The 16,012-nt window shown below is 62.0% G+C and carries 16 protein-coding genes, 1 tRNA gene and 1 pseudogene; 13 read left to right on the forward strand and 5 right to left on the reverse strand.

The window, feature by feature from the left end; translation table 11 throughout:
- Positions 1-17: 17 nt before the first annotated feature.
- Positions 18-308 carry a DNA-directed RNA polymerase subunit L gene (locus tag GJR96_RS15345; RefSeq protein ID WP_151163814.1) on the reverse strand — a complete coding sequence of 97 codons (291 nt, stop codon included), beginning with the start codon at positions 306-308 and terminating at the stop codon, positions 18-20.
- 26 nt (positions 309-334) lie between these two features.
- Positions 335-1,321, reverse strand: a complete 987-nt coding sequence (locus GJR96_RS15350; RefSeq protein WP_151163816.1) for an MBL fold metallo-hydrolase — start codon at positions 1,319-1,321, stop codon at positions 335-337.
- A 114-nt stretch (positions 1,322-1,435) separates the two neighbouring features.
- Between GJR96_RS15350 and GJR96_RS18545 the strand changes: the two are divergent.
- Positions 1,436-1,570 (forward strand): annotated as a pseudogene (locus GJR96_RS18545) (DnaJ domain-containing protein); the annotation flags it as partial.
- 77 nt (positions 1,571-1,647) lie between these two features.
- Here GJR96_RS18545 and GJR96_RS18550 read toward each other — a convergent pair.
- The gene (locus GJR96_RS18550) at positions 1,648-2,193 is read right to left on the reverse strand and encodes a hypothetical protein (protein WP_394349497.1); all 546 of its coding nucleotides are present in this window, start codon (positions 2,191-2,193) and stop codon (positions 1,648-1,650) included.
- Between GJR96_RS18550 and GJR96_RS18555 the strand changes: the two genes are divergently transcribed.
- From GJR96_RS18555 to GJR96_RS15365, 3 genes are all read left to right on the forward strand, one after another.
- Positions 2,174-2,632 carry a molecular chaperone DnaJ gene (locus tag GJR96_RS18555; RefSeq protein ID WP_394349498.1) on the forward strand — a complete coding sequence of 153 codons (459 nt, stop codon included), beginning with the start codon at positions 2,174-2,176 and terminating at the stop codon, positions 2,630-2,632. The genes GJR96_RS18550 and GJR96_RS18555 overlap by 20 nt on opposite strands.
- A gap of 69 nt (positions 2,633-2,701) precedes the next feature.
- Positions 2,702-3,397, forward strand: coding sequence for an MBL fold metallo-hydrolase (locus GJR96_RS15360; protein ID WP_151163818.1), 696 nt, complete (start codon positions 2,702-2,704; stop codon positions 3,395-3,397).
- A 49-nt stretch (positions 3,398-3,446) separates the two neighbouring features.
- Complete coding sequence (locus GJR96_RS15365) at positions 3,447-4,253, forward strand: DUF4097 family beta strand repeat-containing protein (protein WP_151163820.1); 807 nt, start codon at positions 3,447-3,449, stop codon at positions 4,251-4,253.
- Positions 4,254-4,602: 349 nt separating this feature from the next.
- Here the strand turns inward: GJR96_RS15365 and GJR96_RS15370 are convergent, their stop codons facing one another.
- Positions 4,603-5,229 (reverse strand): uracil-DNA glycosylase family protein, encoded by a 627-nt coding sequence (locus GJR96_RS15370; RefSeq protein WP_191965878.1) that lies wholly within the window; start codon positions 5,227-5,229, stop codon positions 4,603-4,605.
- An 87-nt stretch (positions 5,230-5,316) separates the two neighbouring features.
- Positions 5,317-5,790, reverse strand: a complete 474-nt coding sequence (locus GJR96_RS15375; protein ID WP_151163822.1) for a DUF5793 family protein — start codon at positions 5,788-5,790, stop codon at positions 5,317-5,319.
- A gap of 144 nt (positions 5,791-5,934) precedes the next feature.
- Between GJR96_RS15375 and GJR96_RS15380 the strand changes: the two genes are divergently transcribed.
- The 9 genes from GJR96_RS15380 (at position 5,935) to GJR96_RS18200 (ending at position 15,906) form a co-directional block, all read left to right on the forward strand.
- Positions 5,935-6,432, forward strand: coding sequence for a DUF7549 family protein (locus GJR96_RS15380; RefSeq protein WP_151163824.1), 498 nt, complete (start codon positions 5,935-5,937; stop codon positions 6,430-6,432).
- A 67-nt stretch (positions 6,433-6,499) separates the two neighbouring features.
- A complete protein-coding gene (locus GJR96_RS15385; RefSeq protein ID WP_151163826.1) occupies positions 6,500-8,194 on the forward strand; it encodes a type II/IV secretion system ATPase subunit in 1,695 nt (564 codons plus the stop codon).
- Between the two features lies 1 nt (position 8,195).
- Positions 8,196-10,382 carry a type II secretion system F family protein gene (locus GJR96_RS15390; protein WP_151163828.1) on the forward strand — a complete coding sequence of 729 codons (2,187 nt, stop codon included), beginning with the start codon at positions 8,196-8,198 and terminating at the stop codon, positions 10,380-10,382.
- 93 nt (positions 10,383-10,475) lie between these two features.
- Complete coding sequence (locus tag GJR96_RS15395) at positions 10,476-11,123, forward strand: class I SAM-dependent methyltransferase (protein WP_151163830.1); 648 nt, start codon at positions 10,476-10,478, stop codon at positions 11,121-11,123.
- Between the two features lie 111 nt (positions 11,124-11,234).
- On the forward strand, positions 11,235-12,263 hold the full coding sequence (locus GJR96_RS15400) for an NAD(P)/FAD-dependent oxidoreductase (RefSeq protein ID WP_151163832.1): 1,029 nt from the start codon (positions 11,235-11,237) through the stop codon (positions 12,261-12,263).
- Between the two features lie 84 nt (positions 12,264-12,347).
- On the forward strand, positions 12,348-13,553 hold the full coding sequence (locus tag GJR96_RS15405) for a DUF4382 domain-containing protein (RefSeq protein ID WP_225317747.1): 1,206 nt from the start codon (positions 12,348-12,350) through the stop codon (positions 13,551-13,553).
- Positions 13,554-13,676: 123 nt separating this feature from the next.
- Positions 13,677-13,747: transfer RNA gene (locus GJR96_RS15410), tRNA-Gly, on the forward strand.
- A 309-nt stretch (positions 13,748-14,056) separates the two neighbouring features.
- Positions 14,057-15,580 carry a GMC family oxidoreductase gene (locus GJR96_RS15415; RefSeq protein ID WP_154326245.1) on the forward strand — a complete coding sequence of 508 codons (1,524 nt, stop codon included), beginning with the start codon at positions 14,057-14,059 and terminating at the stop codon, positions 15,578-15,580.
- A gap of 170 nt (positions 15,581-15,750) precedes the next feature.
- Complete coding sequence (locus tag GJR96_RS18200; protein ID WP_191965879.1) at positions 15,751-15,906, forward strand: hypothetical protein; 156 nt, start codon at positions 15,751-15,753, stop codon at positions 15,904-15,906.
- Positions 15,907-16,012: the final 106 nt, after the last annotated feature.

The following is a 16,012-nucleotide window of genomic DNA, read 5'->3' on the forward strand; positions in this document are numbered from 1 at the left end:
GAGCGTAGAACGGCAGTTTACGCGTCGATGCCTGCTTCGTAGGCGGCGGTGAAGTTGTCGGCGGTGTCCTGAACGCCGCGAGCGGCCTCGGCGAGCGCGTCGAGTGGGTCGACGCCCGCTTCAGTCTTGATAGAGAGCACGGGGTCAGTCTGTCCACCGGACTGCTCGGGGTTCACGTCGTACGTCGCCGCAGTCACGCTCTCGGTCTGGAGGAGTTCACCTTTCAGCACGTTCATGAAGGTGTGGTCCTCGCCGCCGATTTCGATGCGGAGTTCCTCGTCGGTCTTGTCGATGACCCGCAGTTCCATGGCTCTCCGTTCCGTCCAGCGGCGTTTTAACGTTTCGTCTCGGGGACAGGCACGAGTGCGTCTACGTCCACCGCGGTTCCGGTGAGGGCGTATTCGGACCCGTCCTGTTCGATGACGCCCTCGGCGACGAGATGGTCGAGGTGGGCGAACGCTTCGCCGGGGCCGTGGAGGATGTGGATGTTCGAGAGGTCACCGAAGAGGTGAGCACTCACCGTCCACGCGTCGGCGGGGCCGTGTTCGTCGAGGACAGAGAGGACGCGTTCGGTCCGTTCGCGGTGGTGTTCGGCGATGACGCGCGCCCGACCCGCGGGGTCGTCGATAGCGTCGCGGTGTCCCGGCCACGCGCGTGCGAAGTCGAGGTCAGCGATTTCTGCGAGACTGTCGAGATACGTTTCGAGCGGTCGGTCGACGCGGAGGTCCGCACCGCCCACGTTCGGCGTGTACTTCGGGAGGATAACGTCGCCGACGAACGCCTCACGTCCCTCGTCGCCGTCGAAGGCGAACGCGCTCAGGCCGGCGGCGTGGCCGGGGAGGTGAACCACTTCGAGTTCGTCGTCACCGGCGGCGATTCGGTCGCCGTCTTCGACGGGCGTCACGTCCACCGAGTTCCCGTACATGTCGTCGTGGCCGTCGAGGAACGACGTCACTTCCTCGCGTGGCCCCTTCGGAATCCGCCACTCGTCGAACCGCTGTTCGCGGATGTCGCGTTCTTCTGCGATGGCGTCGTCGTCGCGGGCGACGATTCCAGCGTCGGCTTCGTGGACGTACACCTCAGCGCCGCTCGCCGCTTGAAGTTCACCTGCAAGTCCGGTGTGGTCGGCGTGCCAGTGGGTGAGGACGATTGCGTCGAGGTCGGACACCTCGTAGCCGACGGCGGCGAGGCCGTCGCGAACGTCCTGCCGGACCGAATCTGTCGCGACGCCCACGTCGACGAGCGTCGGTCGGTCACCCGGGATGAGGTAGGCATTGTTCCGCCCTTCGAAGACGGTGTTGCCCAGCCGAATTCGTTCCATGAGAGCACCTGGCCGTCGAGGTTCATGATTATTCCGAAGGGACCCGGCGACACCGCCACAGTCCGACTCGCCCGGTACATTCAAAAGCCATCCTCACATCGGTTCGCACGTCGAATGCCGGTGGACTTCTACGAACTCCTCGGGGTCGAACGCGACGCCGAGAAGACCGAAATCAAACAAGCCTTCCGTCAGATGGCGCGGGAGTATCACCCCGACGTCAACGACGACGAACGAGCGACGGCCCAGTTCACCGTCGTCAGAAAGGCCTACGAAGTCCTCACCGACGAGACCGAACGAGCGGACTACGACCGGATGGGTCACAGCACCTACGTGGAAAAGCGACTCGACGGTCTGACCAAGTTCAAGTTCCCCGGACAGGCAGGCAACGGAAGCACGTCGACGAGTTCGTCGTCTTCCTCGTCGCGGTCCACCCCGTCTACGTCGCGGTCCACCTCGTCTTCATCACGCTCGTCTCGGTCGTCATCTTCGCGTTCGTCTTCCGCTCGGTCGTCATCTTCCCGGTCGTCTACGTCGGGGTCGTCTTCTTCGCGCTCGTCGGGACGAACGTCGTCGTCCTCGCGGTCTACGTCCTCGAACCGGTCGTCAGCCAGAACATCGACAGGGTCGTCCAACGGGTCGAGTACGTCTTCGCGGACGCGTTCGTCTCGAGGGGCTTCCAGTCGGTCGTCTACGTCGACGAGTCGCTCGAACCGGTCGTCGTCGCGGAGCAGTCGAACTCGTTCGACGAGTAATTCCTCTCGAACTGGGGGGTCGAGGAAGTCGAATCGATTCGAACGCGAACGCGGACAATCGGCGTCGTCGACGACAGACCAGGAGAGTGGGACGAACCCGTTGTGGTACGGATGGGCCATCTCCCTCGTTACCTTGCTCGCGTACTTTGGTGGTCTCGGATGGTACCTCGTCGGTGCGGGTGCCCCCTTCGTGACAGCAATCGCATCCATCGATACCGCCGCGCCTGTGCCGTCGTTACTCGCGGTGTCACCTCTGACGACGCCGAGTATTGCCGCGTTACAGACCGCGGTTTCGACTGCCCCGACGACACTCGTCCTTCCGGGGACTGCCGTACTGCTCGCCGTCTCGCTCCTCGGCGTCATCGCGCGGTTCGGTCACTCGTGGACGACGTGGCTCTACGCACTGGCGGCAGCAGTGCCCGTGGTCATCCTCGCCGCGGGAGCAATCGGTGTTGCTCGGCCACTCCTCGTCGATATCGTCGGACTCGTCGTCTGCCCGTTGGTCGGTGCCGGTGGGTTCGTCTTCGACGCCGGGCGGTATCTCTTCGCCACTCGGTGACCACGCCATCGTGGCGAGTCGTCTCACGAGGTACTCACGATTATTGCCACGGGAGTCGAACGTGTCAGTATGACTACTTCCGGTGGCCGAGTCAGGCGATTTCGCCTCGGTGGAGCGAACGCGTACCTCGTCGTCGACAGCGCCAGCAGTCGCGAGGACGGGGACGAGGTGGTCCTCGTCGACGCCGGGATGCCGTGGGACCGGCGGCGTCTCTTGGGCGGCCTCGCCGACGCCGGACTCGACGCTGGCGACATCGACCGTGTCCTCCTGACGCACTACGACCTCGACCACGTCGGCACACTCGCGACACTCGGCCTTCGAGACGACGTGCCGATTCACGTCGCCGAACCGGACGCGTCGCACCTGACAGGCCAGTCGAAACCGCCTCTCCGGTCGCACAAGGGTGCCTTCCAACGACTCACCGCCCCGTTCTTCGACCGACCGACGAACCCCGTCGAAGTCGTCGAAGACGGTGACGAAGTCGGCGGGTTCGTGGCCTACCGAACGCCGGGACACACACCGGGCCACACGGCATTCGTTCACGGACGCCTCGGTGTCGCCTTCGTAGGTGACATGGTACGTGCATCCGGTGAGAAACTCGCACCGATGCCGTGGGTGGTCGCTGCCGACGCCACGGAGAACCGTCGAAGTATCCGAGAGTTCGCCGCACGGTGCCCACCGGTCGACGTGGTTGCGATGGGACACGGCGACCCCGTACTGGAGCACGGGTACGGGGCGCTGAAGCGACTCGCCGACCGCGTGTGAACGTCTCACTCGACTAATACTTTTAGCCGGGCCGTTCGTCTGTACAGACATGAACACGCCCTCCAGACGGTCGGTTCTCAAACACGGTGGTGTGCTCGGACTCGCAGCACTCGCGGGGTGCGCGGCACCCAGCATCGAGACGCGAGAAGAAGAGACACAGGTCGTCCAGCCGAGTGGATACGAGTCGTTGGAGGTTCGGAACGTCAACGGCAGCGTCAGGGTCCAACCGTGGAATGCAGACGAGGTAGAGGTTCACATCGTCAAACGCGCCTTCTTCACCGATGCCCTCGGGTCGGTGCAAGTCGACATCGGCGGCGACGACACCCTCGAAATCACGCGAGTCGTCCGTGACGAAGACTCCGGACGTGTCGTCGTGGATATCGAGGTTCGCGTGCCCTCTGACTTCCCGGTGACACACGCGTCGTCGTCGAACGGGTCCATCGACGTACAGGGGACGACGGGTGACCTCGAAGCGCGGACGAGCAACGGGAGCGTCACTGTCCGGCGACTCGATGGCTTCGCCGAGTTGACGACCAGCAACGGAAGCATCACCGCCTTCGATGTGTCGGGACTCGACGGCGTCCGAACGACGAACGGGTCTATCGAAGTCGACGTTCGGTCGATTCGTGACGACACGAGCATCGAAACGTCGAACGGGTCCGTCGCGGCGGCCCTCGCAGGGGACCTCGACGCCGAACTCGTCGCCCAGACGGCAACTGGGTCCATCGACACGAGTGGACTCTCGCTCACTGGTGGCGACGTCTCACGAACCCGAGTCACAGGGACGCTGGGTGACGGAGGGCCGACGCTCACTGTGTCGACGAGTAACGGGAGTATCGAGCTGTCGCTCTTGTAGGAGTAAAGAGCGGGGACCGCGGCCGAGCGCAGGTCCCCGGACTGACCAAGCCACTGCGAGGAGCACCAATCTCACAGTTGCCTGACGCGCCCGGCGGAAATGAATCGAACCACGCGCGTCAACACCACGTATGGTTCTTGTTGTAAAAAATCCTTTGTTCTCGCCAATTAGGGCCGCGCCATACAGAACCACTGGATAAATATGCTCTTATGTGATGCATTTAGCTGTAGAAAGTGAACATTTGGGAACCTTCATGGTTCTTACTGGACGAACGGCCGGCAGAATCGTGAAGAATTCAGAGAATCGAACGACGACGGTAGAATAGGAGAGAAAACGAGAGAGAAGACGGTTATCTGACGAGATACGGGTCGTCACCGGGGATGAACCGCCCGAGGTCGGATTCACGGCGGAAGTCCGTCGACTGGAGTGTCGTCAAGCCAGCGACGAGTTCGTCGTGGTCATCGTCGTCCCACTCGAGAGGGTCCTTGATAGGAACGACGAGGAATCCACTCCCGCGAATCTCCTGTCCGTGGAGTGCTTCCATGTCGATATCGGTCTTCCATCCGACAGACGTGTAGTTGTTCAAGACGTGGTCCGTCGCGACTGCGCCCACAGGGAGCAGAACGTGGGCGGCGATTGCGCGGAGTTCTGCGTCGAAGAATCGCTCCATGTCGGTGTAGTCTGCGGCCGTCGGTGTCCCGTCTGGGACACACATGTGCAGATACGACACGAACGTCGAGTTCACGGTCGGTTCGTCGCCCGTCGTCCCCAAGAGGCCTGCATCGACGAGTGCTGCCTGGAGTCGCTTGCCTGCTTCGTTGGTGAACGGGACGCCGGTTTCGGCCCCACCGTGGATACCGGGGTGGTCACCGATGACGTGAAAATCAGCGTTGGCGTCGCCGTATCCCGGGACGAACCGGTCACACGACGGTCGCATGCCGAACGGGTTGCTCGTGCGGTCGGTTACGTTCCTCACGGTATCTCTTGAGGCGTCGTCAGATAAAGAAGACGTGGTTCGTCCCGAAATCGTACACGAACGTGTATGAGCATCCCGTTCGCCGATTCAGAGTTCGACGCCAGACGGGATGAGACTCCGGCCACGGAGTAGACTGCCGTCTACGTCGTAGACGAGAAACATCGACTTCTCGAACGTGGCGAAGTGTTCGCCTTCGATGGCGACGTCGACACGATAGTGGCCGTCTTTGTCGTCCGAATTTCGGCCGTACTCCCGCGCCGCGCCGATGAAGTACAGCACGTCTTCCGCGTCGGCGTTGAGTTCGAGGACGTAGTCACCGGTCAGGCGGTCAGTCACACTGACGACACCTCGTGTGTCCGTCTCGGTGATTGGACCCTGGAGGCGCAAAGATACGTCTAAGTCCCCCGACGCGAGGACGTCGCCGCCGGGTGCGGAGAATCGCTCCCGGAGTTCCTCGGGTGGGCCATAAAAGTCGATAGAGACCGTCGGTTGGCGAGGAGTGTCGTCTTCCTCGTACCAATCGACATCGCGAACGTCGAGTTCAAAGTAATCACGCCGCATTCCGTACGGTGTAGTATTATTGCGCGACCTATTAACGTGACGCCCACTCTCTCCCACGTGTCAGACGCACAATCGCACCGGAACTCCGACTCGGTGGTCGGACAGGTCGGTAGTTTTTACCCGACGCACCGTGGCGAATGTCGCATGGTCTGGGTCCGGTCTGAACACGCAGGCGCACTGGCAGTCGTTTCGACGTGGCTCTGCGCACTTCTCCCGTGGAACATCACGTACTCGTCGAGCATCGCCGGCGTCAGTTTCTTGTTCGTCAGGTTTCCCTTCCTCGAAATTCAGTACGCGTGGGGGCTGTCCCAACGCGTTGCTGTCCGTAATCCGTTGTCTGCGCTGTCGCTCCAGTCGGGACAGACCGTCGAAATCGCCTATCAGGTGTGGGTCGTCGGTGCGGCGGCGTTGGCGCTCGCACTCCTCTTTTCGTTCGCGTACTATCTACGTGAAGAACGCGTCGAGGCGGGGCCAGTCGACCCTGTCCGACTCCTCGGCGGCCTCCTCGGAGTCGTCGGCCTCTCGTTCGGAGCGTCGTCGTATCTGCTCGCAACGCGTGGAATACCGGGCATTCCGCTCCCTGTCGGCGTCGTCATCGCACTCGTCTTCGCCGGCGTCCTGTTGACTGTCGAACGTTCCTGAGTGTCGGGCGCGCGGACCATTTAAGTAGTGACCTCTCATACCACCCGACCAACTGAACCGGGTGACGATGCCACGAGATAGCACGAGAGATACGAGGCCGACAATCGACGCTGCGGGCGGCAGAGGCGTCTTCCGACTCCTCCGCGATGGTGACTTCGACATCGCCGCCGACGAGACGAGACGAATCTTGCGGCGAACCGCAGAGATGCTTCGCGGGTCGAGCCTGAACGTCCGTCCACTCATCCCAGAGGACACGCCACTCGGGACGTACGACATTCCAGAGGGGCACGAAGAACGCGAGCGATACTGGGTGAACGCGCCGTTCGCGTACGTCGTCGTCACCTTCGATACGAACGCGACTGCACACCACTACCACGTCGTCGAACCGAACCTCGACGAGTTCGAGGCGTCGCTCCTCGAGCGCGTTCGTACCGACATCCGCGACCCGTTGTTGTACAATCGCGACATCGACCCGACGCGCGAGGACGCCCTCACGAACGAACTCGCGACACTCCTCGAACAGTACGGTCTCGAACTGGGGATGGACTCGTTTCACACCCTGCTGTACTACCTCCGGCGCGACTTCCACGGGTACGGACCGCTCGACCCGTTGATGCACGACCCGCACATCGAGGACATCTCCTGTGACGGGTACAACCTCCCGCTGTTCGTCTATCACGACGAGTACACCGACATCGTGACGAACATCTCCTTCGAGAGCGAGGAACTCGACAACTACGTCATCCGCCTCGCACAGCGCTCCGGCCAGCACATCAGCGTCGGTGACCCCGTCCTCGGAACGACGCTCCCCAACGGTGCGCGCGCCGAGTTGGCACTCGGTGAAGAGGTGACGCCGCGCGGGTCGGCATTCACCGTCCGGATGTACGCTGAAGAGCCATTCACGCCCATCGACCTCGTGGAGTACGGGACGTTCTCCATCGAAGAGATGGCGTACCTGTGGCTCTGTATCGAGCACAACAAGAGCCTCATCTTCGCCGGCGGGACGGCCTCCGGGAAGACCACCTCGATGAACGCCGTCTCGATGTTCGTCCCACCGCGGGCGAAAGTGCTCTCGATAGAGGACACTCGCGAACTCGCGCTGTACCACGACAACTGGCTGTCGTCTGTCACCCGTGAACGCCTCCACGAAGGCACGGACATCACGATGTACGACCTCTTGCGGTCCGCGCTTCGCCACCGTCCGGAGTACATCATCGTCGGCGAAGTCCGCGGCGAGGAAGCGGTGACACTCTTCCAGGCGATGAACACGGGTCACACGACGTTCTCGACGATGCACGCCGACAGCATCGAGACGGTCATCAACCGACTGGAGAACGAACCCATCAACGTCCCGCGTGCGATGGTCCAATCGCTCGACTTGCTGTGTGTGCAGACGCTCACACGGCACGACGGCGAACGCGTCCGTCGGTCACAGACGATTGGCGAGATTGGCGACATCGACCAGCGAACCGGCGAACTCGACTACTCCGCCGCCTTCTCGTGGGACCCCGAAGACGACACGTTCAGCCAGAGCGACAGTTCGTTGCTCGACCAGATTCAACGCGAGAACGGATGGTCGCGGACCGAACTCCGTCGGGAACTTCGGCAACGTGAGCAGTTCCTCCGATACCTCCTCGACAAGGGCGTCTCCGACTACCGCCGGTTCACCGCACTCATCAACGAATACTACGCAGACGCCGACGACGTGATGGCCCGCGTCGAGGCCGACGAAAACATCGTCGACGCAGGAACGAGGCCCTGACATGGAGTTCGGCCTGCACTATCTCCCCCTCCTCGTCGCCATCGCCATCACGCTTCCCGTGGTGCTGTCGCCGGTGAGCAGGCGCGCTGACTTGGTGGTCTCGCAGGTCGCACTCCCAATCTTCGGCTTCTACGTCGCCAACGAGAACCCACGGCGCAGAGAGCAACGCCACCGACTCCGCGCGGCGCACGTCGGTGTCACTCATCGTGTGTACGCCTCGCGGACCTTGCTCATGGCCGGAGTCTTCGGCGTCGCAGGGAGCATCTTCGGCGTCTACGTCGCCGCCGCACTCCTCGAAACGCTCGCCGTCTCGTCAAAGACGGTGCAATCGACGCTCCCCGCTGCACTCCAGTTCCTCGGTGGCCTCGCGGGCATCGAGGCCCTCTCGCTCGGTCAGTTGTTCTTCATCCTCCTGTTTTCGAGTGCGACCATCGGGACGGTGCTCGCCGTCGGCGTCTACTGGATTCGCTGGTACTACCTCGTCGAGCGTGCGGACACGCGCTCTGCGGAAATCGAGGCGACACTCCCGCGGACAGTGGCGTTTACCTTCGCTCTCTCACGGTCCGGGATGCCGTTCCCGAAGGTGCTCCAGACACTCGCTCGCAACGAGGCAGTCTACGGTGAGGCGGCCCGAGAAGTTGGCGTCGCCGTCCGCGACATGGACGCGTTCGGGACGGACGTCCTCACCGCGCTAAAGTCGATGGCGACGCGGACGCCGAGTCCGAACCTCGAAGAGTTCACGGCGAACCTCGCGAGCGTCCTCGGAAGCGGTCGAAACCTCTCGTCGTTCCTCCGCGAACAGTACGAGCGGTTTCAGGAGGAAGCAGAGGCCCAGCAGCAACAGTACCTCGAACTCCTCTCGACGCTCGCCGAGGTGTACGTCACCGTGCTCGTCGCGGGACCGTTGTTCTTCATCACGGTTCTCGTCGTCATCGGCCTCGTCCTCGCGGATACACTGTTCGTCATCCGTCTGCTCGGGTACGTCGCGATTCCGCTCGCCAGTTTCGGCTTCGTCGTCTACATCGACAGCATCACTCGCTCGCTTCGGGGAAGCGTCGTCGTCGACGACGACGTACAGACGGCGGGCGACTCGATTCGGGCAATCGAGGGACGAACGGAGTCTGGCACGCGGCCTGCGACAGACGGTGGAGAAGTCGCAGACCGGTGGCAGGCGAACCGCGAACGACTCGCCGCGTACGACCGGTTCGCCTGGCTTCGCCGGTGGGTCGACCAACCCATCAGTCAACTCGGGCGGAACCCGTTTGCGACGCTCGTCATCACGATTCCGCTCGGAATTCTCTGGGTCGCCCTTCAGTCGTCGCCGCCCGACATCTCGCTCGAACGACTCCTGTCGTCGCCACCGCCGATTCCGACTGTTGCACTCCCGGAGACGTCGGCAACCACCAAGATGATACTCGACGTGGTCGCCGCCGTCGACCAACACGTCGTCGAGGCGGGTATCGTCTCGCTGTTCGCCATCGCCTTCGTCTACGAGGCGCGGAAGCGCCGGGTTCGGGCCATCGAACAGGGCATGCCCGACTTTCTGGACAGACTCGCGAGCGTCAACGAAGCGGGCCTCACTATCGTTCAGAGCCTTCGACGCGTGTCCTCGTCCGACCTCGGCCCACTCGGTGACGAAGTCGAGCGAACCTGCCGCGACATCGACTGGGGGGCCGACGCACAGACGGCGCTCCGCCGGATGGACCGCCGCACGACGAGTCCGATGGTCTCGCGGTCGGTCACGCTCATCACCAACGCGATGAGTGCGAGCGGCGACATCGCGCCGGTTCTCAGAATCGCGGCAAACGAGGCGCAGGACAGTCGCCGACTGGCCCGAGAACGAACTCAGGAGATGCTGACGTACCTCATCGTCATCTACATCTCCTTCTTCGTGTTCCTCGGCATCGTCGTCGCCCTGACCGTCTCGTTCATCCCGGCGGTCGAACAGGCGACGTCCCAGGCGGCGGTCGGGTCCGGAGGCGTCGCAGGCGTCACCTCCGGGACGTTCTCTGGCCTGCGCGACGTGGACACGCAGGCCTACTCGGTGCTGTTCTACCACCTCTCTGTGATACAGGGCGTCTGCTCTGGCCTCATTGCAGGCCAACTGGGAGAAGGCGAAGTCGCCGACGGCATCAAACACGCGGGCGTCCTCCTGCTCATCACCTACGCCCTGTTCTCGTTTATCTGAGAGGTTGCTGCTGGCGTCGGGGGGTCGGTGACGACCCGTGTCGTGACCGACGCGACCCGTGGAGTCTTTGTCGCGGCACCGCCACGGGCCGACATGGACGACCCTCGAACCGCGGTCCGCGAAACCTACGACCGCATCGCGTCACACTTCGCGTCCACACGCGAGTATCCGTGGCCGGAAGTCGAATCGTTCGTCACGGACGCGACGGCCGACGGGCCCGCCACGCGCGCTCTCGACCTCGGGTGCGGCAACGGCCGACACGTCGAACTCCTCTCGGGACACGCCGACGACGTCGTCGGATTAGACGTGAGTCGTGGCCTGCTGGACGAGGCAACGACCAGAGCGACGGACCGAGGGTTCGACGCTGGACTCGTACAGGGCGACGCATCCAGACTTCCGTTCGTCGACGACGCCTTCGACCTCGCCGTCTACGTGGCGACGCTCCACCACCTCACTCCTCGCGAGTCGCGCGTCGCGAGCCTCGACGAACTCGCTCGCGTCCTCGCGTCTGATGGTCGCGCCGTCGTCAGTGCGTGGAGTACGGCACACGACACCTTCGACAGAGAGGAGGGGTTCGACACGACGGTCGATTGGACGCTCCCCGGTGGCGAGACAGTGCCGCGGTTCTACCACATCTACTCGCCCGACGAATTCGACGCCGACCTCGCCGAAAGTTCGCTCACAGTCGTTGAATCGGAGATTTCGAGTGGGAACTGCTACGCTATCGTCAGCGGCGTGTGACGAACCGGAACGCTCTGCGGCAGGAGTGTGACACGGCGTGACATTTCGCGGCTGGATACTGTCCTCGCACAGGTGATGTGGGCTTAAGGCCAGTCAGACGTATCGACGTGTATGACCAAGACCGACGAACGACAGGAGTACGAGGTGGTCGTCGTAGGCGGCGGCCCGGCAGGGTTGCAGACCGCACTCTACACGACGCGACTGGGGCACGACACCGCACTCGTGGACCGCGGCGGTGGCCGCGCCGCGATGATGCTCGACACCCACAACGTCATCGGTATCACCGAAGACCAGTCGGGCAACGAGTTCCTCGCGACGGCGCGTCAGCAACTCGAAGACTACGGCACGGACATCTTCCGTGACTTCGTGACCGAGGCCGAGCAACTCGACGACGGCCGATTCCGTCTCGCCGCGAACGACGGCGAGTTCATCGCCGACCGCGTCGTCCTCGGCGTCGGGTTCAACGACAAACGCCCCGACCCGCCGCTTCCGCGCACCGGAAAAGGCCTCCACTACTGTCTCCACTGTGACGCCTACATGTTCGTCGACGAGTCTGTCTACGTCATGGGCCACTCCACGTCTGCGGCCTACGTCGCGATGATTATGCTCAACTTCACCGACGAAGTCGATATCCTCCTTCGCGGTGAGGAACCCGAGTGGTCCGACGAGACGGACGAACTCGTCCGCGCCCACCCCGTCGACATCGTCGAGGCCGAGATTTCGGGGATGAACAAACGCGACGACGGGTGGTTAGAGAGTTTCGAGTTCGAAGACGGAACCGTCCGCGAGTACAAAGGTGGCTTCGCGATGTACGGGTCGGAGTACAACACGACGCTCTTCGAACACCTCGACGTGGAAGTCGACGACGACGGGACCGTCCCGGTTGACGACCACGGCCGGACGAACGTCGAGGGCGTCTTCGCAGTCGGTGACATCACCCCCGGCCACAACCAGATTCCAGTCGCCATGGGGAAAGGTGCGAAGGCAGGCATCGCCATCCACATGGACCTCCGTGAGTTCCCGAAGAGTCTCGAAGAGATACGTGCCGAGGGTGCAGTTGCCGACGACGACGTACCCGGTATCTCGCCGGCACTCCTCGACAAAGCCAAACAGTTCAACGAGTCGCACGCGGACGACTAAGCCCGAAATTCGGCGAAAATCGGGGGTAATCGGAGTTCAGTAAACACCCATCTCAAGTTCTCCCAGACAGTATGGTCTGGCACGATGAAACGTACTGGAATCGCGACTGTCTTGGTCGCACTCCTGGTCGTCTTGGCCGGGTGTGCTGGCGGTGCGGGAACGCTGACCGAGTCCCCGCAGTCGAGCGGTGCGAGTGAGACGACTTCGTCCGGCAGTGCAGACGCCGGCGAGACGGGCACGGTGAACTTCTACGTGAGTGACGAAGAGAACGCAATCGGCGACTTCGAGCACCTCAACGTCACCATCGAACAGGTGACGTTCGTGCGCGCGGAAGGCGGTGAGGACGCGGGAACCGAGTCTGAAGACGACGACGCGTCGGAAGACGAATCCGTGGACAACGAGTCCGTCGAAGCAAACGCATCGGTGAACGTCTCGAACGACACGACGGCAGTCAACGCCACCGCGACTGTCGACGCGGCGGCCGAAAACGAGACGGAAAGCGAAGGAGATGCAGACGCTGACGTCGATGCCGAATCCAACGGGAAAGTGACCTACGAAGTCGACAACGTCACCGTCGACTTGACCGAACTGAAAGGCGAGAACGCGACGCTCGTCGACTCGTACGACCTGCCAAAGGGCGACTACAACGCAGTGTACATCGAGGTGAGCGAGGTGAACGGGACGCTCGAAACCGGTGAACAGGTGAACATCAAACTCCCGAGCAACAAACTCCACATCACCTCCGACTTCACCGTGGCGAGCGACGAAGACGTTGACTTCGTCTTCGACATCACCGCGTTCGAAGCCGGAAAGAGCGGGAAGTACATCCTCAAACCGGTCATCAGCGAGTCTGGAACGAACGTCCCAATCAAGAACGTCGACGAACCGGACGAGAACTCTGACGACGAGGCTGAAGACGAGGATGCAGACGACGAAGGAGCAGAACACGAAACTGAGGCCGAAGCCGAAGCAGAGGCTGAAACCGAACTGAACGTCACCATCGACGGCAACGTGACGCCCGGCGAGCACGTGACGCTCGTGGTGACGCAGAACGGGAGCGCCGTCGAGAACGCCACGGTCACTGTCAACGACGAAGTCGTGGGAACGACTGACGCCAACGGAACGCTCGACGTGGAGATTCCGCTCACGACTGACCTGTCGGTGAACGTCACCCACGGCGATGCCGAGACGGAACTCGAATTCGAGTTCGACGGCGAGGTCTCAAAAACGGTCGAAGCAGACTCTGAGAAGCCCGAAGACGCCGGAAAATCGGACAACAGCACCGCCTGACCGAAAAGGTAACATCCTTATTGTGGCGTCGAGAATGGAGGAATAGACGCTGCATCGGGAGCACCGGTGTCTCGGCCGAACGAAGTGAGGTCGAGGCTCGGTGCGAACGAGTACAGCGAGTTCGCACCGGTGGTCTAATGGTAAGACATTGGCCTTCCAAGCCAATTATCTGGGTTCGATTCCCAGCCGGTGCATTTCTCTGACGAACCAAAACTCCGAGTGAGAGTCGACTCTCTCGTTCTGTACGTCGTAAATGCCGCCCAGAGAAATCGAATCAGGAAGCGTCGTGAGGAGAGGCCGTCTCACCCACGAGGAGGAGTCCCGTCGACGTTGCACTCACGTCACTCGCGAGACTCCCCGCCAGCACACACCCATCTGCTGCGTTTCGTGGTCCCTTTGCAGTCGTCGTCTCTGGAAGTCGGTGGCCAACCCACGAATCTCGTATATGATTATAGTACGTGTACAATTTATGTGGCTGCCAGTGGTACAGTAACCGGCTACAAATGTCAGAATACGACTACATAGTGGTGGGTGCCGGGTCGGCAGGGTGTGCGGTCGCAAATCGGCTGTCTGAGGATTCAGACGTCGATGTCCTTCTGCTCGAAGCGGGTGCCCCAGACGAAGACCACCGAGAATCGATATACACTCCGGTGATGTTCCCGACGCTGTTCAAGTCCGAGGCCGACTGGGAGTACTACACGGAACCGCAGGCCGAGTTGAACGAGCGCCGACTCTACCAGCCGAGAGGTAAGACCCTCGGCGGGACGAGTTCGATGAACGCCCAGATATACAATCGGGGGAATCCGTGGGACTACGATAACTGGGCAGCGCTGGGCAACGAGGGATGGTCGTTCGACGAGATGCTGGAGGTGTTCAAACGGGCCGAACGGTTCGAAGGAACCGGACAAGACGAATTTCACGGGACAGAGGGGTTGCTAAACGTCGCCGACCTCGTGGACCCACACCCGAGTTCCGAGACGTTCATCGAAGCGGCACGAGAGTGTGGACTCGAACACAATCCCGATTTCAACGGCGAGACGCAGGTCGGTGCTGGATTGTACCACGTCACGCAGCGAGATGGCGAGCGCTTCAGTAGCGCAGCAGCGTACATCAAACCGGTCCTCGAACGCGAAAACCTCACTGTCGAAACGAAGGCGCTCGTGACGAAGATTCGCTTCGATGGCACGCGCGCTGTCGGCGTCGACTACACCCGAGACGGAGACGAACACACCGCAGATGCGACCGAAGAAATCGTCGTCTCCGGCGGGGCGTACAATTCCCCGCAACTGCTGATGCTCTCCGGGATTGGTCCCGCAGACCACCTCGAAGAACACGGTATCGACGTCGTCGTCGACGTTCCCGGCGTCGGCCAGAACCTCCAGGACCACCTGTTTACCTTCGTCGTCTACGACCGGACTGACGACCAACCGCCGGCCCCAACGTCGAATATCGGTGAGGCCGGCGGGTACCTCTACGTCGACGACGACGAACCCGCCCCGGACCTCCAGTTCCACTACTGCCCAGTGTACTACATGAACCACGGGTTTTCGAATCCGGAGGGCCTCGGCTACTCGATTGGGTCGACACAGGTCCGGCCAGAAAGCGTGGGCTTCGTCGAACTCGCCTCGTCCGACCCGACTGAACCGCCGGTCATCGACCCACAGTACCTCACCGCTGAGCCTGACCTCGCGGTTCTCAGAGAGGGAATCAAGCGTGCCCGCGAAATCGCACAGGCCGATGCCTTCGCGGACATTCGGGGCGACGAACGCTGGCCGGGCGAAGACGTCCAGACCGACGCAGAAATCGAGGAGCACATCCGGGAGACGGCCCACACCATCTACCATCCCACGGGAACGTGTAAGATGGGAACCGACGAGATGGCCGTCGTCGACCCGCAACTCCGGGTCCGAGGTGTCGAAGGTCTGCGCGTCGCAGACGCCTCTATCATGCCGAAAATCACGAGTGGCAACACCAATGCGCCGTCGATTGCAATCGGCGAGAAGGCCGCCGAACTGATTCGAGGGTAGTACCACCGGCCCAGACTGCTCCGCGAGTAACTTTTCTGAACGGGGCTATTCGTGAAGTCCGCAGAAACCGAACGGTCGTAGAGAGAGGAACCGACCCACGTTGGAGTCGTCTGAGAGACCGGACAGCGACCGGAGTAACGACTATGAGGAATCGTGAGAGACACAGTACCATGGCAAGCAGTTCATCGCAGCCGACCTCTCGGTGTCTGCGCTGTGGATACTCGGCTGTCTCGGGTGGAGACGAGTGGGACCGAGTCGAAGCCTCCCTCGGGACGATGACGCAGTGTCCCGAGTGCGGGAGTACGAACGTGATGACCGGACGCTAATCGCACCGGGCCATTCAGTTCTCACGCCTATCCGCTGTATCGAGAGCCGAACGGCCGACTACATTTAACAAATATTACAGCAAATATGCCCTGTGGTGTGTGAACA

Source organism: Haloferax litoreum (genome assembly GCF_009674605.1).
Classification (GTDB): domain Archaea; phylum Halobacteriota; class Halobacteria; order Halobacteriales; family Haloferacaceae; genus Haloferax; species Haloferax litoreum.

What these genes read in the sequence shown, in the direction of transcription:
- GJR96_RS15345 (WP_151163814.1), bottom strand. Translation starts at nt 308, where the DNA reads ATGGAACTGCGGGTCATCGACAAGACCGACGAGGAACTCCGCATCGAA.
- GJR96_RS15350 (WP_151163816.1), bottom strand. Translation starts at nt 1,321, where the DNA reads ATGGAACGAATTCGGCTGGGCAACACCGTCTTCGAAGGGCGGAACAAT.
- GJR96_RS18550 (WP_394349497.1), bottom strand. Translation starts at nt 2,193, where the DNA reads ATGGCCCATCCGTACCACAACGGGTTCGTCCCACTCTCCTGGTCTGTC.
- GJR96_RS15360 (WP_151163818.1), top strand. Translation starts at nt 2,702, where the DNA reads ATGACTACTTCCGGTGGCCGAGTCAGGCGATTTCGCCTCGGTGGAGCG.
- GJR96_RS15365 (WP_151163820.1), top strand. Translation starts at nt 3,447, where the DNA reads ATGAACACGCCCTCCAGACGGTCGGTTCTCAAACACGGTGGTGTGCTC.
- GJR96_RS15375 (WP_151163822.1), bottom strand. Translation starts at nt 5,790, where the DNA reads ATGCGGCGTGATTACTTTGAACTCGACGTTCGCGATGTCGATTGGTAC.
- GJR96_RS15380 (WP_151163824.1), top strand. Translation starts at nt 5,935, where the DNA reads ATGGTCTGGGTCCGGTCTGAACACGCAGGCGCACTGGCAGTCGTTTCG.
- GJR96_RS15385 (WP_151163826.1), top strand. Translation starts at nt 6,500, where the DNA reads ATGCCACGAGATAGCACGAGAGATACGAGGCCGACAATCGACGCTGCG.
- GJR96_RS15390 (WP_151163828.1), top strand. Translation starts at nt 8,196, where the DNA reads ATGGAGTTCGGCCTGCACTATCTCCCCCTCCTCGTCGCCATCGCCATC.
- GJR96_RS15395 (WP_151163830.1), top strand. Translation starts at nt 10,476, where the DNA reads ATGGACGACCCTCGAACCGCGGTCCGCGAAACCTACGACCGCATCGCG.
- GJR96_RS15400 (WP_151163832.1), top strand. Translation starts at nt 11,235, where the DNA reads ATGACCAAGACCGACGAACGACAGGAGTACGAGGTGGTCGTCGTAGGC.
- GJR96_RS15405 (WP_225317747.1), top strand. Translation starts at nt 12,348, where the DNA reads ATGAAACGTACTGGAATCGCGACTGTCTTGGTCGCACTCCTGGTCGTC.
- GJR96_RS15415 (WP_154326245.1), top strand. Translation starts at nt 14,057, where the DNA reads ATGTCAGAATACGACTACATAGTGGTGGGTGCCGGGTCGGCAGGGTGT.
- GJR96_RS18200 (WP_191965879.1), top strand. Translation starts at nt 15,751, where the DNA reads ATGGCAAGCAGTTCATCGCAGCCGACCTCTCGGTGTCTGCGCTGTGGA.